This is a genomic window from Leptolyngbya sp. GB1-A1, from assembly GCF_039962475.1.
Taxonomy (GTDB): Bacteria; Cyanobacteriota; Cyanobacteriia; order Elainellales; family Elainellaceae; genus Leptolyngbya_A.
The window spans coordinates 1-21,442 of sequence record NZ_JAMPLI010000018.1 but is presented as its reverse complement, the minus strand read 5'-3'; the positions used below and the strand labels follow the sequence as shown (position 1 = coordinate 21,442).

Here is a 21,442-nt window from a genome sequence, read left to right as displayed (position 1 = left end):
AGTCCTCCAGAATTAAGCAATTTCAACGGTTAGGCAGTCGTTACTTCTTCAGTATAGAGAGATGCTTTGAGTGAGGAGGGTTTAATCCAATACCGCTTCTTCCCTGACGGCAGCCCAGTTCTCCTCGTTTGCGGCGCAATTCGCTATGGTGGGAATTATGAAGAGATTTGAACGTTCCTTCCAGGCATTGCGCCAATCGCTGGCAATTTTTCGATATAGCTATCGGGCACTAGAACTCGTTTGGACAACCGATCGCCGTTTGACTGTGATTGTGGCAGTTTTGACGCTGATTGCGGGTCTGTTGCCCGGAGCCATTGCTTATATCGGAAAGCTAATTGTCGATGGCGTGGTGCAGGCGGCTCAATTTGGGGGAATTGGACGAGAAACAGCTCTGTTTTATCTGGGGCTGGAGGCGCTGTGCGTTATCGTGCTTTCCGGTAGTCAGCAGGGGATTGCACTGTGTCAGTCTTTGCTGCGAGTGCTGCTGGGGCAAAAGGTGAATGTGCTGATTTTAGAAAAGGCACTCACGCTCGATCTGCGGCACTTTGAAGACTCCGAGTTCTACGACAAAATGAGCCGTGCCCGCCGGGAAGCTTCAACTCGTCCGCTGAGCTTGGTGGCGCGTACCTTTGGGCTGGTGAAAGATGTGCTGTCGCTGTTGACCTTTGGCGGCTTGCTGCTGCAATTCTCGGTCTGGTCGGTGATTTTGCTGATGGTGGCGGCAGTTCCGGCATTTGTGGCTGAAACTCGCTTTGCAGGCGCAGCTTTTCGGCTCTTCCGCTGGCGTGCCCCCGAAACGCGGGAGCAAACTTACCTGGAAACGCTGATCGCCCGCGAAGATTTTGCAATGGAGGTAAAGCTGTTTCAGTTGGGCGACCTGCTGCTGAGACGCTACCGTGCCGTGTTCGATCGCCTTTATCGCGAAGACCGGGATCTGACGATTCGCCGCAGCGGGTGGGGTTATGGGCTGAGTCTGGTGAGCACGATCGCTTTTTACCTCACTTATGTCTGGATTGTGCTGGCAACGATTAATGGACGGATTACGATCGGCGATCTGACGCTGTATCTCGTCGTGTTTCGGCAGGGACAGTCTACGTTTTCCTCGGTGCTGTCCGCGATCGGCGGAGCCTATGAGGATTGTCTGTACCTATCGAACCTGTACGAATTTCTCGAAGAAGATGTGCCGCCGCAAACCGGAACCGTGACCGAGGGTAGCCTTCCCGGAGATGGGATTCGGTTTGAGCAGGTTTCGTTTCGCTATCCCGACAGTTCCCGCTGGGCCGTGCGCGATATTTCCTTTCATCTGCAACCCGGAGAAAAGCTGGCGATCGTTGGACAAAACGGCTCTGGCAAAACTACGCTGATCAAGCTGCTGACGCGCCTTTATACTCCTGACTCCGGGCGAATTTTGCTGGATGGCATCGACCTGCGCGAGTGGGATCTGGAAGTGCTACAACGGCGAATCGGCGTGATTTTTCAAAACTTTGTGCGCTATCAGTTCACGGTGGGTGAAAACGTGGGCGCAGGCGATGTGACGCAGTTTGAGAATCAGCAGCGATGGGAAATTTCTGCCGAGAAGGGCACGGCGCGATCGTTTATCGACCATCTCCCCCAGGGATTTTATACGCGGCTGGGTCGCTGGTTCAAAGGCGGACAGGAGCTATCGGGTGGACAGTGGCAGAAAATTGCTCTCTCGCGGGCATTTATGCGATCGGGCGCAGATTTGCTGGTGCTGGATGAACCGACCTCCGCCATGGATGCCGAGGCTGAAGCAGAAATCTTCGATCGCTTTCGAGAAATGACCGAAAACCAGATGGCAATCTTGATCTCTCACCGCTTTTCGACCGTTCGCATGGCAGATCAGATCCTGGTGATGGAGCAGGGTGAAATTCTAGAGCATGGGACTCATGAAGAACTGCTGGCTCAGGGCAGACGCTATGCCAGGCTGTTTTCTTTGCAGGCGGCAGGATATCGGTAGGCACTGCTCGTTGAATGCAACGCTAGACAATGCAGGTTGTGACAATGCGGGTGGTGTCGCAAAAACTGGTCAAGGGTAAGGTAGGTAAGCTCAGACACGCCCGATTCCTCTGCGCGAGAAGCACTTTGAGTGGGATCGAGGCAATGAATATAATTCGAAAAGGACAAGTGATTTATCGTCTAATCGTAGTTATGCCGCTTAGTCTCCGGTGGAGGGGCAGTTTGAATCCCAGCTGTTTGTATTAGAGGTGAAGCTCGCATGAGTGAATTTAGTGAGTCATATCATCTACGTGGAGCCTCTCAAGAAGATGCTGTCCAGTTGTTGCAAAGGGCAGGATTGAATGGGATTGTTTTTCCCTCAAGTAACCAATGGACAAGTTTTGTCCCAACGGGGCAAGATTGGGAAGGTCTGCCAGCGATCGTTCAAGCAAATCTTGGACTGTTGCTGCATTACTCCTATGGTGAGGATCACGGTTGGGTTATTGAAGTTTATGAGGGTGCAGAGCGTCAAATGGTGTTTCAACACTGGTGGGATGATTCCTTAGACGAGGAATTTGATGATCTGAGCGCATCTCGACCACCTAATAATCCAGATCTCAATCTGTTGACTCAATGGATTCCGCAATCTTCTGAAAATGTTGAAGCTCTGCGAGAGTGCCTTATAACTGACGGTGAGGACAGAGCTTACCGCTTTGCTCATCTAATTAGGTTGGAGTATTTCAAATGGCTATCTCCTAATCATTGGAGTCACAATCCAGACAGTTTGCGTAAGCCAGGAACTATCGAGTTATGAGCAGTATGAAACGCGGCACAACAACCCTACTGGAGCGGACTGAAGAGGGCTCTTGGTCGTAGGCACAGGCTATTTGCATCCGCTCAGTAGGAACGTTATACAGATGGGCGGGTAAGTTCCACGGTAATTGAGCCGCTAAAGTTGGGAATGGGGGGTGTGGGCTTTGTCAGGCGAACCTGCACCTGCTGAATTGAAGTAGAAGTCAGGATGGACTGGGCGATCGTTTCCGCTAGCTTTTCGATCAGCGCAAACTTGCAGGTTTGGATAATCTGCTGCACGATTTCAACGGCTTGAGCATAGTTGTAAGTATCGGAGAGACGATCGCTCTCCCCCGCTTCGGACAAATCCAGCCAGAGCACCAGATCGACGGAGAACCACTGTCCTAAAATTTGTTCTTCTGCCAGCGCACCTGTGTATCCGTAGGCGCGAATGTTATTAACGTACAGTCGATCCATGGGGGCTGACCGAGTGGGTAAGGAGTGGAGGGGTGAGGAGGTGAGGGGACTTGTGGTATTGCTCCTTCTAGCAATGTAGATCCTAGCAAGGTGGATCCTAGCAGGGAAAATCTCGATGGATAAAGGGTTTTGCGTCTGTGCCGCTGTAGGTGGCCACGATTTGACCCTGTCCGACAAGCTGATATTTGTAAGTCACCAGTCCTTCCAGTCCGACGGGGCCACGTGGGGGGAGTTTCTGGGTGCTGATGCCGACCTCTGCGCCAAAGCCATAGCGGAAGCCATCTGCAAAACGGGTCGAGCAGTTATGAAATACGCCTGCCGCATCAACCTGTGCCATAAATTCTGCCGCGGCTGCCTGATCTTCAGTGACGATCGCCTCGGTATGGCGAGAGCCGTAGGTATTGATGTGGGCGACGGCATCCTGAAGGGAATCGACGACTTTAATGGAAAGAATCAAATCGCTATACTCGGTTGACCAGTCTGCATCGGTGGCAAGTTCAGCGGAAATGATTTGACGAGTGCGATCGTCTCCGCGAAGCTCCACGCCTTTTTCACGCAGGGCAGTCGCAGCTAGGGGCAAAAACTCTGGCGCGATCGATGGGTGAACCAAGAGGGTTTCGATCGTGTTGCAGGCGGAAGGATACTGGGTTTTAGAGTCCAGTGCGATCGAAACTGCCTGCTGGAGATTGGCAGCGCGATCGATATAAAGATGACAGATGCCGTCTGCATGTCCCAGCACCGGAATGCGGGTATTTTCCTGCACAAAGCGGACAAACGCATTTGAGCCTCTGGGAATGATCAGATCCACACAGGATTCAAGTCGGAGCAGTGCCAGCGTTTCTTCGCGAGTCGTCAGTAGCCGCACAACAGCAGGATTGATATTGGCCTGGGTTAGCCCCGTTTGGATCGCCTTGACCAGTGCTTCACAGGAGCGAACCGCCTCTTTCCCGCCCTTGAGAATCACGCCGTTGCCCGACTTCACCGCCAGCGATGCAATCTGAATGACCGCATCGGGACGCGCCTCAAAAATGACTCCAACGACACCGAGAGGACAGGCAATTCGCCGCAGAATCAGCTCGGTATCCAGTTCACGATGAATCTGGACTGCCCCGATCGGATCAGGCAAACGCCCTACATCGCGCACTCCTGCGATCGCCGCCTTTAGTTTTGGCGCATCCAGCTTGAGCCGTCCATAGAGGGCATTGGCTAACCCTTCCGCCAGAGCCGCTTCACAGTCTGCCTGATTTGCCGCCAGAATTTCTGGGGTTGCCGCTTCGAGTGCCTGGGCGATCAATTCAATGGCGTGATCGCGATTTGCTAAAGAAAGCACAGCCAGTTGGCGGGCAGCGTCGCGAGTTTGCTGGGCAAGTGTGGTCAGATCTGGGGTAAAGGTCGAAGTCATAGCGGGGCGGCAGGTGAAAGGAGCAGGTAGCCAATCCTATCATTTTGACTGATTTTGCTCTACATCGCGGCTCGGCGCGGGATTGAAGCCGATTCATTAATAAATGGATGATTGCTTGAGGGCTATCGCTTAAGGGCAAGGGTTAGACCATCGGCGATCGGCAAGAGACTCAGTGTAATGCGATCGTCTTGATGAAGCTGTTCATTAAAGCGGCGGATCAGGTTAGTGCGGTTGTCCTGCTCCTGTGGGTCGGCGACTCGTCCAGACCAGAGAACATTGTCGATCGCAATCAATCCCCCCGGACGAATGAGCTGAAGGGCGCGATCGTAGTAGGCAGGATAGCTACTCTTATCAGCATCGATAAAAGCGAAATCAAAGGTGTTTGCCTGACCTTCTTGCAGAAGGCGATCGAGAGTTTCTAGGGCGGGGGCAAGGTGGAGGTCAATTTTATGGCTGACTCCAGCCGCTTTCCAGTAGCGACGGGCGATCGAGGTGTATTCTTCGCTGACATCACAGGCGATCAGTTTGCCGTCGTCGGGAAGTGCTAGTGCCACAGAGAGCGAACTATATCCGGTGAACACGCCGATTTCTAACGCCTTCTTCGCGCCCATCAGCTGCACTAAAAACGCCATAAACTGCCCCTGCTCCGGCGAGATTTGCATTTGACTCATCGGATGGCTTGCAGTTTCCTGACGTAGCTTTTGCAGCAGTTCGGGTTCGCGAAGAGAGTGGTTGAGCAGGTAGTGGTAGAGGCGATCGGTCAGGGAAAGATATTTGGCAGGCATAGGGGATGGGAAAGTGAGGGGTGACGGGGTGAGATACGAGGTGAGGAATAAATTCGGTTGACGGTTTGCCTATTTTGCTATATTCTAAAATGCGCCGCGAGCAGTAATTTTGTACTAAAACGAAAGACGTTTCCAGGGTTCAGCCTGCGGTAGGCAGTTATACCGGGCTTAAACGCCGAATGGAATGACAGCGAAATAAACGACAAACCAAATAAATGACAAACGAAATGAATGACAAATCTACTGAGGTATTTCTGAGCTGGACGAATTCAAGATAGTCTTTCAAGAAAATTTATTTTCGCAATTTTGTTGCTTAGGAAATTCTTTGAGGAACTCTATCAGGAACGATCGTCCTGAATGAGAAGCTGTTCTGGTCGAAGTCTCCCTTCTGGTAGATATCGGTCTTCTCTACGAATTGGAAGCTGAGTAAATAAAGGCTTTGTTTGCAATTCTTGAGAGAGATACCTCAATTTTGCAGTTTGTCGCTATAATTACCATCAACAAATTCTGAAAGAAGTTTACAAAACTTAAACTAATCGTTACAAACACTTATATTTTCAAGGCAATCAGCAATGGCACAGGTGTCTAACGCACAGGCAAAACTAATCGATTTTTTGAAAGATGAGCTGGCAGTTCCGACTCAGGCAATTGCCTTTGCGCTGCGGCAACCTCATCAGGGGGTTAATCTGCTGCCGATGATTCTCTGGCAGTATGGGCTGATCACGACCGAACAGCTCGATCGCATTTTTGAATGGATGGAAACAGCTTGAGAACGCGGAACGACGCAGCCTGGACGGAGGCAGTGTGGATTTCCGCCCCTTTATAAATAAGACAAAGTATTTAGAATTGTGAATAAGATGCTTCTCAGAGTGAGATGATTTCCCCCGCTGGGGGCAGGATGCTCATTCTGAGACAGGGCTATTCTTTTGAGGATGTGTTTTTGCGATTGGCAGTACGCTGCACCGGATCGATCGCCAGAAAAATTCTCATTTAGCCCACTAAACCTATAAGAAAGGAAACGCTGTACAAATGGCGATAAAAAATCAACCTCAGCCCTCCCGTTTCCGCCAGATAAGCAATATTTTGCTGCTTGTCTCAGGGCTGTTCCTGCTGGCAAACATCTTTTTGCCGAATCTATTCGGTTCGCAGGTTCCCCGCGTGCCCTATAGCCTGTTTATTCATCAGGTGCAGGATCAGGAGGTGACACGGGTTTCTGTCGGGCAAAACGAAATTCGCTATCAGCTCAAAGCGGATAATGACACCGCTGGGCAAGTTCTGGAAACCACACCGATTTTCGACCTGGAATTGCCCAAGCTGCTGGAAGACAACGGCGTTGAGTTTGCGGCTGCACCTCCGCCCAAAAATAACTGGATTGGCAGTGTCCTAAGCTGGGTGGTTCCACCGCTGATCTTTGTGGCAATCTGGCAGTTCTTCATCAGTCGCGGCAGTGGTGGACAGCAGGGTGTGTTGTCGATCGGTAAGAGCCGTGCCAAGGTTTATGTCGAAGGCGAAGCGGATAAAGTCACTTTTGCAGATGTTGCAGGGGTGGAAGAGTCTAAAACTGAGCTGGTTGAAATTGTTGATTTTCTGAAAAGTCCGCAGCGATTCACCCAACTCGGCGCACGGATTCCGAAAGGGGTGCTGCTGGTTGGTCCTCCCGGAACCGGGAAAACGCTGTTAGCAAAGGCGGTTGCCGGAGAAGCAGGAGTTCCATTCTTCAGCATTTCGGGTTCGGAGTTTGTGGAACTGTTTGTAGGCGTTGGGTCTTCTCGCGTGCGCGACCTGTTTGAACAGGCGAAAAAGCAGGCTCCCTGCATTATCTTTATTGATGAGCTGGATGCGATCGGTAAATCTCGTGCCAGCAACGGCTTTTACGGCGGCAACGACGAGCGCGAGCAAACCCTGAACCAGTTGCTCACTGAAATGGATGGCTTTGCCGCAGGCGACCGGACCGTGATCGTACTGGCAGCCACCAACCGTCCTGAAACCCTCGATCCGGCGCTGTTGCGCCCTGGTCGCTTCGATCGTCAGGTCTTGGTCGATCGCCCCGACTTACAGGGAAGATTGGCAATTCTCAACATTCACTCTAAGGATGTGAAGCTGGGTCCCGATGTGGATCTGAAGGTGATTGCTACCCGCACTCCCGGATTCGCTGGAGCAGATTTGGCAAACCTGGTCAATGAAGCTGCACTGCTGGCAGCCCGAAATAACCGTCAGGCAGTGGCTCAAGAAGATTTTGCTGAAGCGATCGAGCGCGTTGTGGCAGGTCTGGAGAAAAAGAGTCGCGTCCTTAACGAGAAAGAGAAAAAGATCGTTGCCTACCACGAAGTTGGACATGCCATGGTAGGGTCAGTGATGCCCGGATCGGGTCGAGTCGAGAAGATTTCGATCGTGCCTCGTGGCATGGCAGCTCTGGGCTATACGCTTCAACTCCCGACCGAAGACCGTTTTCTGATGAGCGAAGCTGAGCTTCAGGGCGAAATTACTACGCTGTTGGGCGGGCGATCGGCAGAAGAAGTGGTGTTTGGCAGCATCACGACCGGAGCCTCCAATGACCTGCAACGGGCAACCGATCTGGCAGAGCGTATGGTGACAACCTACGGTATGAGCAAAGTTCTGGGTCCACTCGCGTATCAGCAAGGACAGCAGAATACCTTCCTTGGTGGTGATACGAATCCGCGTCGGATGGTCAGTGCCCAAACCGCAGAGGCGATCGATCAAGAAGTGAAAGGCATTGTCGATCGTGCCCACGAAACGGCTCTCACCCTTTTGAGAACTAATCGAGATTTGCTGGAAACGATCGCGATCAAGCTGATTGAAACCGAAGTGATCGAAGGGGAATCGTTGACGCAACTGCTGAGTCAGGTGAAGTCGATCGACGCCGAAGTGATCGAAGTCGCTCAAGCAGATCAGATGGCAGCAGCCCACTAGTTCTTGATGGCTTCGCTAAGCCTTCGGAATTAACCGAATGAATTAAAGGGGCGATGAGTGGTACACAAACCATTTCTTGCCCCTTATTTTTGTGTATTTATTTTGCGTATTTATTTTTATGCATTTAGTTTCGTCACTGGATCGGGTGACACAAAATTTGCTGAAGGCGATCGAGCAGTTTAGAAATGGGGATGCCATCCGGCAAGACTTCGGTTGCGATTCCTTCTTTAGACAACTGCAAAACAAACGATTGCCAGAACGCGACGAACTGCTGTTGCTCGGCGAAGAGGCTTGCTGCGTCAGGGACGGGTTGTTCTCCTCCTAGGGAAATGGGTTGCGGGTTCCAAACCAGAATCGGAGGCTTTCCTGGCATTTGGGCGAGTTCGTTCGCCATCTCAGGCAGTTGTGCTGGAGTATGACCGGGATAAACGCAAAACAAAAGTAGATTGACGCTGTGATGCTGAAGCTGATGCAGGACATCCGCCCAGGATTGAGCGACGGTACTCTGTAGTCCTGCCATTTGAAGATACTGAGCGATCGCCTGGGGGGTATGGGGCAATTTTGGCACGTTCACCTCAGCTCTACCGATTGCCTCTGTTGACTCCTGCTGCGGCTTGAGAGAACCAGAAGCGATGCTCCCTTCGGGGAACTGCAAAGCAAGCGTCTCCGCAAGGGAACTGCTCTGGGCTACAGCAGGATTGGCTGCAAGTTGGCTATAGTCAACAATAAGCACATGGGGCGTCCAGTTCATTCCTGCCGCCATCTGGATCACTTGCAGCAAATCCTGGAGCGGGCAGTGAAGCTGTTCCTCTGGGCTGTCCCACGCCCCAGATAGACAGGGGAACACTCGCAGTGCCGGAATGTGATTGGCTGCTTCTGTTGCTTTTACCGTTAGTGTGACCAAGGGCAAGTTTGCCAGACAAGAAGACTGGCTCAACTGATGCAATGTGCTTGCCGGATCAGCAATATTCTGGTCTAAGAGCAGGACATCGGGCTTCCAGACTCGTGCCAGTAAATCTGCCTGATCCAGATCCTCAACTTCTAGCACCCGGCACTGCTGCTGATGAAGCTGGTTGGCGAGATGGGTGGGCTGTTGCCCCTGCGCTGGATTCAGGTAGAGAACCGTCAGGTTGGACTGCGATCGTTCTATCGCAATGGGTGTTCTTTTGATCAGCCGATCGAGGCAAGCCTGCAAAGCTGTGACCTGCACAGGCAGACTCAAAAAGCCATCGGCTCCATTCTGATACGCCAAATCTTTTTCCACCCGCATTGTGGTGACGACGACGGGAATATGCTGCGTTTCGGGGTCGGTTTTGAGAAGTGTCAGCACGTCCCACCCAGACAGCAGCGGCAAAATTGGATTCAGGAAGATGATGCCCGGCTGGAGCCGTCGGATTTTTTCCAGGGCTTCTGTTCCCGATCGGGCAATGGCTGCCCGGTAGCCCAAGCCCATTAACTGGTGCGTCAACCCCTCAACCGCAAGCGTGTCTGCCTCAATCACGATCGCTATCCGATTGCGATGCCCCGCCTGGTTTAATGCGGGCGATCGAAAATGCGACATGACCTGCGGCGGGCTAGGCGGCAACAGCAGCGTGAACTCACTGCCGCGACCTTCCTGGGAAGTAAAGGTGACATCGCCACCATGCAGCCTGGCAAGTCGCTGCGTCAGGACTAAGCCCAGCCCCGTTCCCTCAAATCGACGCGTCATCGGGCTTTCAAGCTGCTGAAACTTCTGGAAAATGAGATGCTGCTTCTCTGCTGGAATCCCAATTCCGGTGTCCCAGATCGTAAACGCAATCCAGCCTTCCCAGGTTTCAACCCGCAGCCCCAGTTCACCCTCCAGCGGGGTAAATTTAATCGCGTTTGTGAGCAGATTGGTGAGCATTTGCCGCAGCCGCAGCTCGTCCGCTATCAAATTGTGCAAATCAGGCTGGATGTTCAGGGTAAAGCGCACCGGGGGATGGTGAGGCAAGGCAGAGTCGGTGTGTTGCTCAACCATTTGGAGCTGACAGGCTTGCTCGTAGGCACGACGGCACACTTCTTCGATCGCCACGGGTTCTGGCAGCAAGTCAAGCTGTCCGGTTTCAATCCGAGTCAAGTCGAGAATGTTGTTGACGATTTGAATCAAATGCCGACCGCTCTGGTGGATTAACTGGGTGTAGCGTGCCTGGCGATCGTTCAACGCGCCGAGTGCCTGCTCCTTAAGCAGACTGGATAAGCCCAAAACTGCCGTCAGCGGTGTTTTCAATTCGTGGCTAATGCAGGCGAGAAATTCATCCTTCAGGCGGTTTAACTGCACCAGGTCTGCATTTTTGGCGGCGAGTTCCTTGGCCACCTGCTGCTGTTCGGTGATGTCCTGTGCCAGCACCAGCCAAAGGGATTCAGTTTGGTGCAGGCAATACCAATTCGGGTCAGGATTAAAACTCAAGGTTGCCAGTTTAAACTGGGGCAGCCAATCTGCCTGAGATTCCAATTCCCAGTGAGAAACAGCGTCATTTACCCTGCTGGAAAACGGCGACGTAGCCGAAGGCTGGCTTGTGGTTCCCATCGACACTTTCATAAACTGCCAGATCCGCTCCTGACCGTTTTTCATCGGGCACAGGCAAACGCAAGCATCGGGCGTTGTGCCAATCCGGCAAAGACCTGTAGCGTCGGCTTCTGGAGAAATTTGGCTAGCGGTTGCGTTCCAGTTTTCCCAGTCGCGGTTGCTTTGTCGTTCCACAGCAGGAGCGTCAAGGCGTGGAGGAACGCTGGCAGGCATTTTCTCAGCGGTGGCAGATCCGGTCTCAACTGAAAGCACCGCGTGCCGCTCAGCAGATTCTAGAGCCAGGGCTGCCTCGCACTGCACCTGATGGGGGTCACGCAGTTCGCCGATTTGCTGTCGCCATGCCAAATTTTGCGCGATCACCTGGCCGGCAGCGGTTTGCAGCATCAGGGGAATGGGCAAGCGTTCTAACAGTTCGACCAGCGGATCGGGGGCAGCAGACGGTTGTAGGGGAACGGACTTTTGGGCTGCCGGTTTTCCATCTGTGGGTTTTCCAGCTAAGGAATGACGCGACGCTGTACCCGAGGCTTGCCACTGTTCTTCGACCGTCTTCACCTCTTTTGCAGAGGCACGCTTTTTTGATGCCTGTTGGGTTTTGCCGGCTTTTGACTCACGCTTTGGCTCGCGAACCGTTTCAACGCTGAGCGGAGGGGTCTGGTGCGAGAGAAATTGCAGAAGACTGAGGCGATCGACTAAGCCGACAAAGTGGTGATTCGCGTCCAGCATGCCCCAATGCTGCTGATGAATCTGACCCAGATGGGGCTGGAGCTGATTGACTTGCTGATCAGCTGGCAGTAGGGTTAAATCTTCCAAAAGCATCTGTCCCTGTTGCAGGGCAGTTTGACAAAGCTGATAAATGCTCTGCTGAGCTTCTGTCGGTGCAGGTGTCGGTGCGGGCGAGTTTGTCTCCTGCTGCTGATCGGCTGATCGAATTCCCGATCGAATTCCCGCTTTAGAGAACTGGGGAGACACCCCGGGGGGCAAATAGGGCAAAAGCCGCAAAAGCCGCAGCACGCCGATCGGATAGCTCTGCTGGTCCAGCACCACAATTTGTTCACAGCCACGCTGACGAAAAATCTCCCACGCCTGGGCAACAGAATTCGTCACGGCGATCGCTGGAACAGAAACTAAAAACTTCTTGAGACGAACAGTAGCCATGAATTCATGCCGGGAAAGGTTCAAGAGACAAGCTGTGGCGCATGGGACAGCTCAAGGAACAGGCTTGCGGAAATAAAAGGCAGAACAGCGGAAATAAAAGGCAGAACAAAAGCAAAGCGTGGAAGCGGTTTTGAAAGGCGATCGTAGAAGTCGTCACACGACAGCGTATGCCAAGATCGAGCGAAACAGTAGGAATAAAAGCGCGACAGGTAACAGGGGTGATCAAAACTTAATCAGCCGAAGAAAAGCTCAGATTGACTGCATTTCAACGAATGAAGCGAACAGTGAGAGCAAAACCAATCCGATCGGGTAATCGAGTCAGGGTAGACGAGGGAAGGGTGGATCAGGAACTCGATCGCAACCTCCTAATCTGCTGGAAGGACATCTGGAGAGCGTACCTCAATTATGACGGCAGAAGGACTGAACCAACGGCTTTTTCAACTACAATGAATGTTAAGTATTCTAAGCATGACTGATATTTTTGCTTGGATTGCTTGTTTGAGCTTGTTTGAACTGATTGACTGACAAACAATAAACGACTCTGGCTTTCCCTCTGGTTTCTTCTGTTGTTCAGGTTGTTGTCCAGACTGCGATCCAGGTCGTATGGCTCAGGTATTTGTCTTCCACGGGTCGCCTAGCCTTGCGTTCACTTCTCTCGATCGGGATTCTTGCTGCCACAGCCGTTGTTCAGAAGCTGTCTGAAGCCTTAAAGCAGTCTGCTTCTGGTGACCAAGGGATAGTTGACTATGCCTTGAATGCTTTCACCGATACAGCAGATCTATTCAATTTTGTTCAGTCCAATCATGTAGACTGCCTGCTGCTTCAGGCGAACCCAACGCTGCAAGTCTTGCTCGACCAGCTCAATCGAGAAGCTATTTTTCTACCCACAGTCATCATTCAGCCTGAACCTGAGCGACCCTTGAGCGATTGCCAGTTTACTTATCACGCTGCAGTGCGACAGCTCAGTGTCCAGCAACTCGGACAGCTTGGGCTAGCAATCGACCAGGCAATCAGCAAATTTATTCAGCTTTCTCCGGGTAGCGCTGAGTCAGGTATGCCAGTGACCGCGACTGCGATTGAGGCTCTCGCAACCCACAAATCCCTGATGGAACAGCAGCTTCGTCTCGCCGAAAAACTTAAAGAGCGACTGGGTTACCTGGGAGTTTACTACAAGCGCAATCCCCAAAACTTTCTGCGTCACATGGCGCTAGAGCAGCGGGATGACCTGCTTCGGCAGCTCAAGGCAGAATATCGGGAAATTATCCTAATTTACTTTCTGAATGAGCCGTCGCTCAACGAGCAAATCGACAACTTTGTGAATGTCGCCTTCTTCGCTGATGTCCCTGTTTCGCAGATCGTTGAGATCCACATGGATTTAATGGACGAGTTTTCCAAGCATCTTAAGATCGAGGGGCGCAGCGACGAAGTTTTGCTGGATTATCGGCTCACACTCATTGACACGATCGCCCATCTCTGTGAAATGTATCGCCGCTCAATTCCGAGAGAATCCTAGCCAAGAGACAGTTCTTGAAGGGTTCCTGCAAACTTGAGCAGGGCTAGAGACGAAGGCAAACTGCCCACAAAAGCCTGCATTGCTGAATCAAAACAGGCTGAGTATGATGGTATCTTTGTGGTGAATTCATTCGCAATACGCCTTGATTGCTTGGTTAAAGCATTCAGCTAAGGCAACCACCCCTCTCTATGCTCCATGAGTCCCCTTAAAAAAACTTACATTCTGAAGCTTTATGTTGCAGGCAATACACCCAACTCGGTACGAGCGTTAAGAACGCTGAACAATATCCTGGAAAAAGAGTTTCAGGGGGTGTACGCACTTAAAGTAATCGATGTTCTTAAAAATCCTCAGCTTGCTGAAGAAGATAAGATTCTAGCCACTCCTACCCTGGCAAAAATTCTGCCGCCTCCGGTGCGGAAAATTATTGGCGACCTCTCCGATCGAGAGCGAGTTTTGATTGGGCTAGACTTGCTCTACGATGAGCTTCAGGAGGAAGAAACCGAAATTGAATCGATCGAGGAACCGGAATAAGGCGATGGGGTAATTAGTAATGACTGAATTTTTCTGACAGGCATGATATTACAAAGGAGTTGTGATGAAACTGTTTTAATCTCGACTGCTGAGAATCCCACCTTTTAAGCAACTTAAAGCAATCAGTCACCAAGCAATCAGTAATTAAAAGCAATAAATAACCACGCAACCAGTAACACCGTAGCAGTCAAGTCACGCTGCGTAAGCATAAGTTCTAGCAGGAAATCATGCTGCCTGACCAAGGGCACAGCGCAGTAAATTTTCAAACGCGATGGAGAACATTACCAAACCCTTTTCCATTTATTTGCTATATTTTCAAACTTGTCTCTTTTAACAAATTGATTTTAGGTGAAGGCTACGTTAACCCATGACCCAGATTAATCAGGATGGACAGCTTAGCAGTCAAAATGGTCAAACCCTGTTAGGGGTTCAGAAAATCCGTACCATGATTGAAGGCTTTGATGATATTAGTCATGGGGGGTTGCCTGCGGGCAGAACAACGCTTGTGAGCGGCACATCGGGAACAGGGAAAACGCTATTTGCAGTCCAGTTTCTCTACAGCGGCATTATTTATTTTGACCAGCCCGGAATTTTTGTCACCTTTGAAGAGTCGCCTGCTGACATTATCAAAAACGCTTTTAGCTTTGGTTGGGATCTGCAAAAGCTGATCGATGAAGGCAAGCTGTTTATTCTCGATGCGTCCCCCGATCCCGAAGGGCAGGACGTGATTGGCAATTTTGATCTTTCCGCATTAATCGAGCGAATTCAATACGCGATCCGCAAATATAATGCAAGGCGGGTGTCGATCGACTCAGTCACCTCAGTGTTCCAACAGTATGACGCAGCATCCGTGGTTCGTCGGGAAATCTTTCGTTTGGTTGCCCGCCTGAAGCAGGTTGGCGCAACGACGATCATGACGACTGAACGGGTAGAGGAATACGGACCTGTTGCTCGTTTTGGCGTGGAAGAGTTTGTGTCAGACAATGTGGCGATCGTGCGAAATGTGCTGGAAGGTGAACGACGCAGACGAACGATCGAAATTTTAAAGCTGCGCGGCACAACCCACATGAAAGGGGAATATCCTTTCACGATTACCGATGACGGCATTAATATTTTCCCGCTGGGGGCAATGCGCCTGACGCAGCGATCGTCGAATGTGCGCGTCTCGTCTGGAGTCAGAACACTGGACGAAATGTGCGGTGGCGGCTTTTTCAAAGATTCAATCATTCTGGCAACCGGGGCAACGGGAACCGGAAAAACGCTGCTGGTCAGCAAATTCCTTCAGAACGCCTGCCGGATTGGTGAACGTGCCCTGCTGTTTGCCTACGAAGAATCTCGTGCTCAGCTTTCTCGCAACGCCTACTCGTGGGGCATTGACTTTGAGGATCTGGAGCAGCGCGGCTTACTCAAAATTATCTGCGCCTATCCTGAATCTGCTGGACTCGAAGATCATTTGCAGATCATCAAATCGGAGATCGCCGAGTTTAAGCCTTCTCGCATTGCGATCGATTCCCTTTCTGCGCTAGCGCGGGGAGTAAGCAACAATGCCTTCCGTCAATTTGTGATTGGTGTAACGGGATTTGCTAAGCAAGAGGAAATCACCGGATTCTTCACCAACACCTCTGATCAGTTTATGGGAGCGCACTCAATTACCGATTCCCATATTTCTACCATTACCGACACGATCATTCTGCTGCAATACGTCGAGATTCGCGGCGAAATGGCGCGGGCAATCAACGTCTTTAAGATGCGCGGCTCCTGGCACGATAAAGGCATCCGTGAATATGTGATTAGCGATCGAGGTCCAGAAATCAAGGATTCCTTCCGCAACTTCGAGCGGATTATTAGCGGCTCGCCCAGCCGAGTGAGTATAGATGAGAAAAACGAGCTGTCGCGCATCGTCCGCAGCTTCCAGGAAAAATCGGACGAAGGCACACCGGAACGCTAAGGCAGCGAAACGCTTTTACTTTATCTTGTAATTTATTAATTTATAGAGATATAGAGACTCTGGATTACCGGGGCTTCCTATTCATCAGACTGAAATATCAGGTTGAAATAGTCGCAAGGGCAGTTTTTAAACCGCCCTACAGGATCAACAGGAGCGATGACTTGATCGGAGATTCCCTCGAAATCTAATAATCCGTCTCTTCCTCGTATTCCACAACTCGTCTCCGTTCAGGAAGATTCACCGGAGGAGCAGGCTGTGGGTTTTCGTCATCTGCCCAAGCATCCTTTGTCAGATCCTCATCGGGAGTCGCGTACTCCATCTGGCGATATTCTGGGCGATCGACAGGAATCTCTTGATACTCGACTTCGGCATACTGCTGCTGCTTGCCGCCCCAGTTATCTTCCTCTTCGAGATACACAGGCTCGGGTTGGCGTAGCTCTTTTAGCTGGCGGCGGGGTTGCGCTTCGCTCCAGTTGTCTTCGTCCCAGGTTTCTTCAGCGACAGGCGTTCTGACTTGCAGTGGCTCAACGGGCGTACGAATCCCAGAAGGAAGCTGATTGACGGCAGCCGTGGGCGTCACGTAAGCATCGTCTTCGTCTCTCGCCCAGGCAGGTCTGGCAATACCAATCCGCTCCAGTAGACCCACTGTGAGTTGACTGAGTTTCTCTTCTGCTCCCTCAAACACAATCAGACGATCGGGTCCACTGCTAACCACCTCATCCATTGACAGCTCGTAGGTGCTAACCAACTGATCGGGGATCTGAGGTAGCCCAAAGGTGGCAATTACGATCGACTCAACGCGACCATCGCGCTTGTCAAACTTAAAGCCGCGCACCTTGCCCAGCATCTCTCCTGTCTCGGTGATGACTTCGCTATTAATCAGCTTGCTATATGCCTCGGTGTTGAAATCGTCTTCGATCACATCGTCATCTTCCACCAGCAGCACATCCCCAATCTGGCTGATACTGCTCAGCAACACTGTTTGCTGTACCGAGGACACTACCCCAGACAGCAGACTTTCACGAATCCCGATCGCCACCACTTCCCGGCTATCGACATCAACCCAAAGCTGACTGACCACCCCCAGCCGTTTCCCGCCATCGCGAGTAATCAACTGTGTTCCAATCAGGTCAGACCGTTGGCAATACTGTTGTTCAAAATTCATTTGCGCGTCCCAATCCCGAAACCGCGTTTGGTATTCGTTCAGTTTGAATAAATCTAATAAAGATACCGTTAGATATCAATATTAATCAAGATTAGAATCAATCTCCAAAATCTGTGGACTAGCCCCAAACAAGTTATTCCACTATAGCGGACGCTGGTTACTTTTGTTGACCTAGCTCGAAGCGGGTTGAGCCTGTAGATCGATGCCTAAAACCTGGGTGTAGGCACCCCTTGCCTGAGTTACGCCGATCGTCCGCTGAGCCGACTCAATCATCGGTCGTCGCAGACTGACCACGATAAATTGTGCCTGCTGCGCTTGATGCTTAATCATTTTTGATAATCGTTCGACGTTTGCTCCATCCAGGAACATATCAACTTCATCAAAAGCGTAAAAAGGCGAAGGGCGATAGCGTTGCAGCGCAAAAATAAAGCTCAGGGCTGTGAGCGATTTCTCGCCTCCCGACATTGAAGCTAAGCGCTGCACAGGCTTACCCTTCGGATGCGCGACCAGATTTAGCCCGCTCGCAAAGGGATCCTGCGGATTGTCGAGCTGCAAATAGCCGTCCCCGTCGGACAGCTCCGCAAAGATGACCTGAAAGTTTTGATTTACCACATCAAATGCCTCTTTAAAGGCTCGCTGCCGCAGGGTTGTAAAGTTCTCGATCCGCAGCAGCAGTTCGGTACGCTCTTCATCCAGCGTTGCCAGCTTTTGACTCAGCTCTTCCAGCCGCGCCTGGGTGCGATCGTATTCTTCCAGCGCCAGCATATTGACAGGTTCCATTGCCTGAAGCCGCTTTTGCATCGAGCGCAGTTCATGTTGCAGGGCAGTCAGGTCCGCAATCGTTTCAGGGATCTCCGGCAAAGGATCGGGCAATTCGGCACGCTGGGCTTCAATCTGTTCCTGAAGCGCGACGAGTTCCTGACGACGGTTTTGCTGGGTTTCGTGCAGTTTTTGCCCCTGCCACTCAAGCTGCTGCTGCTGGTTTTGCTGTTCCCGAAGCTGTCGCTCTGCGCGATCGCGCTCTTGCTTTTCGGCGGAAAGGGTTTGGTCTAGGGTTGATAAGGCAGTTTGCACCTCTGTAATTTGATCGCGCAGCGAGAACTGCTGGCTACTGAGAGTCGATCGCTGATTGAGCTGAGAAGCTTGTTGTGTCCGGCATTCCTGCAGTCGCTGTCGAAGCTGATTGGTCTTTTCTTGAATTCGCTGTCGCTGGGTCTCTAGCTCCTGGAGTCGCTGCATTGCTGCCTGGAGAGCCAGCTGACGATCGCTCAACGCTGCCTCTTTCGATCGAATGGTTGCCTGCATCTGCTGCCATTCGCTGTGGGTTTGGGATTGCTCTAGCTCTGCCAGGACTTGTCGCTGCTGATTCAGCTCAGTTTCCTGCTGAGGAATGTTCTGCTCCAGATGGTGCAGTCGCTCCTGGGCGGTCGTTAGCTCCTGGGTGAAGTGAGAGATTTGCGTCCGCAACTGTCCTTCCTGCGCGACGGCATGGGCGAGCTGATGCTGGAGTTGCTCTGCCTGAAGCTGGGTTTCGCGATGCTGCTGACGGGCTTCCTGCAATGCCTGAGCCTGCTGTCGCACATGGCGATTTTCTTGGTCGATCGCCTGCTGACACCGATCGAGAATCCGGTCAATTTCACGCAGCCGATCGCGTAGTGCCAACACTTCCACCGATTCCGCAGGTTCCACTGTGCCAAAGTGAAGTGAGCCACGCTGAGACTGAAGGCTTCCCCCGGTCATCGCGCCGCTCGGCTCCAGCAGTTCTCCGTCCAGCGTCACGATGCGGTACTGTCCCAGGTGACGACGGGCAGCTTCCAGGGTTTGAAAGACAACAGTGCTGCCGAACACGTAGGCAAACACATCTCGGTAGCGATCGTCGCATTCAATCAAATTGCTGGCGTAGTCAATAAACCCATTGGGGCGTTTCCAGGCTGAGATCGGATCGAACTGAGGTGGCTTAATTTTGTTAAGCGGCAGAAACGTGGCTCGTCCGCCTCGCTTTTGTTTCAGCAGCGCAATTCCAGCCGCTGCCACTCCATCATCTTCGACGACCAATTGGGCTAATCGTCCGCCTGCCGCAATCTCCAACGCAAGCTGATACTGCGGATCAACCCGTCCAAGCTGTGCGACTACGCCGCAAATTCCCGGCAACCCAGCCTCCAGGAGCATTTGCGTGGTGCCCGTTCCCTGGGTTTCGCGAACTGCCTGAATCTGCGCTTCTAGCTTGTCGAGCTGTCGCTGCTTGTCTCGCTGTTCTTTCAGGAGCCGAGCCTGGGTTTCCTGCTGGGTTTGCAGTTCTCGTTCTGCCCTAGCATGGTACAGATCAAAGGTGTCTACCTGCTGTTTAAAGTAGGCCAGCTGATTTTCTGCTTCAATTCGTTCGGCTTGCTTTGCCGCAATTTCTTCGGCGATCGTTCCCAGTGTCGCTGTCTGTTCTGCAATTTTCTGGCGAAGCTGGGTGACTCGTTCTTGGAGACGGGCTTGCTCGGTGCGTTGGGGCTCGAGGGTTTGCAGAATTGCTTCAATGCCGTGTCGGAGAGCGGTCTGCTCCTGAACCCAAGCTTCTGACGCGGACGCGATCGCACTTGCTGCTTCCCGACTGGCTTCAAGGGACTGCTGCGCCTGATGATAGTCCGACTGCAAAGAGACGAGCGCTTGCGTTTCAAGCCTGTTCTTCTCTTGCGTCACCTGCTCCAGCGCACCAATCTGCTCCTGAATCTCCCGCTGCGTCCGCTCCAGATTTGCAGCAATTTCCTTACTAGAGTCCAGCAGATTTTGTTCTTGCCGCTGTAGCTGTCTTAGCTCTGCCTCACGAGTTGCCAAGGTTGCCTGGAGTGCCAGAAGCTCGTCTTCTCCGAGTGCTTTAACCCGCGTATTCAACCGATCGAGTTCATGAACGGCAACCTGAATTTGCTGTACGAACTCTGCAATCTGTGTTTGGAGTTCTGCTTGGGTACGATCGCCTGCGGTAATTTGTGCCTGAAGATGGCCTGCCTGCCGTACTTGAGCCTGCCAGACTAACACAGCCTCCCATTGGGACTTGAGTTGCAAGTCAGCTTTGAGCCGCTGATATTTCTCAGCCTTGATGCGATCCTGGGAGAGCCGATCGCGCTGCGCCATTAGCTCTCGTTCTACAATTCGAAATTTCTCTTCGCGTTCCTTGACTGCATCCAGCTTGTCTTTTGCCTGAACGATTTTGCGATCGAAGGCAGCAACCCCCGCCAGCTCATCAATAATTTCCCGCCGTTCCCGCGGATTCATCGAGATAATGCTGGTAACGTCTCCCTGTAGAACAACGTTGTAGCCTTCGGGATAAATTCTGAACTTGTGAAGCTGTTCGTGTAGTTCAGTTAGGGTGCAGGGCAGCCCGTTAATTGCATAGCTAGAGGTATAGGTTCCTTGCTGAGTAACACGCAGCTTACGGGTAACGCTCCATTCCCGAAGATGACCATTGGAAACGTAATGCTCTGACGTTTTACCGTTGGTGGAGTGACCTGTAGAGTGACCGTTTTGGAAGGGATGAGTTGCTACAATTTCCTCTTCGGAGGAATCAGGCTGGGTGAAAGGATTTTCAACATCGCTACTAGAGGGTTCATCTGCACCGTTGTCCTCTCGATCGTCGCTTTCCCATTCTGTCTCATCCAGGGCAAACGTGACCGTTACACTTGCCTCAACCATCGACCTACCGCGTCCCATCTGGCTCTGGTTCACCAGATCGGGCAGTCGCTCTGCCCGCATTCCCTTAGAGCTAGATAAACCGAGCGCAAACAGCAGGGCATCTAGAATATTTGATTTCCCAGAGCCATTTGGACCCGAAATCACGGTAAACCCCGGCAGCAGGGGAACTCCTGTTGTGCCGCCAAAGGACTTGAAGTGGGATAACTCAACGCGCTTGATATACACGTCGTAAAGTCAGAAGGTTAAGTACGGATATACTAATCGCTCTGGGCGAAATTCGCAACAGAACAATGCAAACTAAGAGGGAATCATAGCGGCAAATTCAGAATCTGCACCGAAAAAATAAAAGAATTCTGGATAAGTTATAGGATTTAGGCGATCGTCACTGAAAGTCTTTCCTCAAATGTAAAAATCAAATGCAAAAAGACACCCTCCTTGAGGAGAGTGCCTTGATTGCTAAGCAGCGAGAGCTTAACCGTGGATAGCGGGAGCGGTGACTGCAACAGGAGCAGCCTCACCCGCAGCCAGGTCAAGCGGGAAGTTGTGAGCATTACGCTCGTG

Annotated in this window: 13 protein-coding genes; 7 read left to right on the top strand and 6 right to left on the bottom strand. The window is 51.8% G+C overall.

Annotated elements, in window-relative coordinates; translation table 11 throughout:
• Positions 1 to 157: 157 nt before the first annotated feature.
• Positions 158 to 1,978: an ABC transporter ATP-binding protein gene (locus NDI45_RS17145; protein ID WP_190794536.1), complete on the top strand. Its 1,821-nt coding sequence runs from the start codon at positions 158 to 160 to the stop codon at positions 1,976 to 1,978.
• Positions 1,979 to 2,236: 258 nt separating this feature from the next.
• On the top strand, positions 2,237 to 2,770 hold the full coding sequence (locus NDI45_RS17140) for a hypothetical protein (RefSeq protein WP_348248055.1): 534 nt from the start codon (positions 2,237 to 2,239) through the stop codon (positions 2,768 to 2,770).
• Positions 2,771 to 2,865: 95 nt separating this feature from the next.
• On the opposite strand, the gene folB is transcribed toward NDI45_RS17140, so the two are convergent.
• From folB to NDI45_RS17125, 3 genes are all read right to left on the bottom strand, one after another.
• Complete coding sequence (folB, locus tag NDI45_RS17135) at positions 2,866 to 3,225, bottom strand: dihydroneopterin aldolase (protein ID WP_190794537.1); 360 nt, start codon at positions 3,223 to 3,225, stop codon at positions 2,866 to 2,868.
• A 97-nt stretch (positions 3,226 to 3,322) separates the two neighbouring features.
• Complete coding sequence (locus tag NDI45_RS17130) at positions 3,323 to 4,627, bottom strand: glutamate-5-semialdehyde dehydrogenase (protein ID WP_190794538.1); 1,305 nt, start codon at positions 4,625 to 4,627, stop codon at positions 3,323 to 3,325.
• Positions 4,628 to 4,749: 122 nt separating this feature from the next.
• Positions 4,750 to 5,412 carry a class I SAM-dependent methyltransferase gene (locus NDI45_RS17125; RefSeq protein ID WP_190794539.1) on the bottom strand — a complete coding sequence of 221 codons (663 nt, stop codon included), beginning with the start codon at positions 5,410 to 5,412 and terminating at the stop codon, positions 4,750 to 4,752.
• Positions 5,413 to 5,984: 572 nt separating this feature from the next.
• Between NDI45_RS17125 and NDI45_RS17120 the strand changes: the two genes are divergently transcribed.
• On the top strand, positions 5,985 to 6,182 hold the full coding sequence (locus tag NDI45_RS17120) for a DUF2949 domain-containing protein (RefSeq protein WP_190789746.1): 198 nt from the start codon (positions 5,985 to 5,987) through the stop codon (positions 6,180 to 6,182).
• A 259-nt stretch (positions 6,183 to 6,441) separates the two neighbouring features.
• On the top strand, positions 6,442 to 8,343 hold the full coding sequence (ftsH4, locus tag NDI45_RS17115; RefSeq protein ID WP_190789745.1) for an ATP-dependent zinc metalloprotease FtsH4: 1,902 nt from the start codon (positions 6,442 to 6,444) through the stop codon (positions 8,341 to 8,343).
• 133 nt (positions 8,344 to 8,476) lie between these two features.
• On the opposite strand, the gene NDI45_RS17110 is transcribed toward ftsH4, so the two are convergent.
• Entirely contained in the window at positions 8,477 to 12,046 is a 3,570-nt protein-coding gene (locus tag NDI45_RS17110) for a hybrid sensor histidine kinase/response regulator (RefSeq protein WP_348248054.1), read from the bottom strand.
• A gap of 640 nt (positions 12,047 to 12,686) precedes the next feature.
• Between NDI45_RS17110 and NDI45_RS17105 the strand changes: the two genes are divergently transcribed.
• The 3 genes from NDI45_RS17105 (at position 12,687) to kaiC (ending at position 16,038) form a co-directional block, all read left to right on the top strand.
• Positions 12,687 to 13,559, top strand: coding sequence for a circadian clock protein KaiA (locus NDI45_RS17105; RefSeq protein WP_190789743.1), 873 nt, complete (start codon positions 12,687 to 12,689; stop codon positions 13,557 to 13,559).
• A gap of 195 nt (positions 13,560 to 13,754) precedes the next feature.
• On the top strand, positions 13,755 to 14,090 hold the full coding sequence (gene kaiB, locus NDI45_RS17100; RefSeq protein ID WP_190789742.1) for a circadian clock protein KaiB: 336 nt from the start codon (positions 13,755 to 13,757) through the stop codon (positions 14,088 to 14,090).
• Positions 14,091 to 14,457: 367 nt separating this feature from the next.
• Positions 14,458 to 16,038: a circadian clock protein KaiC gene (kaiC, locus tag NDI45_RS17095; protein WP_348248053.1), complete on the top strand. Its 1,581-nt coding sequence runs from the start codon at positions 14,458 to 14,460 to the stop codon at positions 16,036 to 16,038.
• A gap of 184 nt (positions 16,039 to 16,222) precedes the next feature.
• Here kaiC and NDI45_RS17090 read toward each other — a convergent pair whose 3' ends face one another.
• Together NDI45_RS17090 and smc are read right to left on the bottom strand one after the other, a co-directional pair.
• A complete protein-coding gene (locus NDI45_RS17090) occupies positions 16,223 to 17,203 on the bottom strand; it encodes a PRC-barrel domain-containing protein (RefSeq protein WP_190790749.1) in 981 nt (326 codons plus the stop codon).
• A 171-nt stretch (positions 17,204 to 17,374) separates the two neighbouring features.
• Positions 17,375 to 21,106 carry a chromosome segregation protein SMC gene (gene smc, locus NDI45_RS17085; protein ID WP_190790750.1) on the bottom strand — a complete coding sequence of 1,244 codons (3,732 nt, stop codon included), beginning with the start codon at positions 21,104 to 21,106 and terminating at the stop codon, positions 17,375 to 17,377.
• Positions 21,107 to 21,442: the final 336 nt, after the last annotated feature.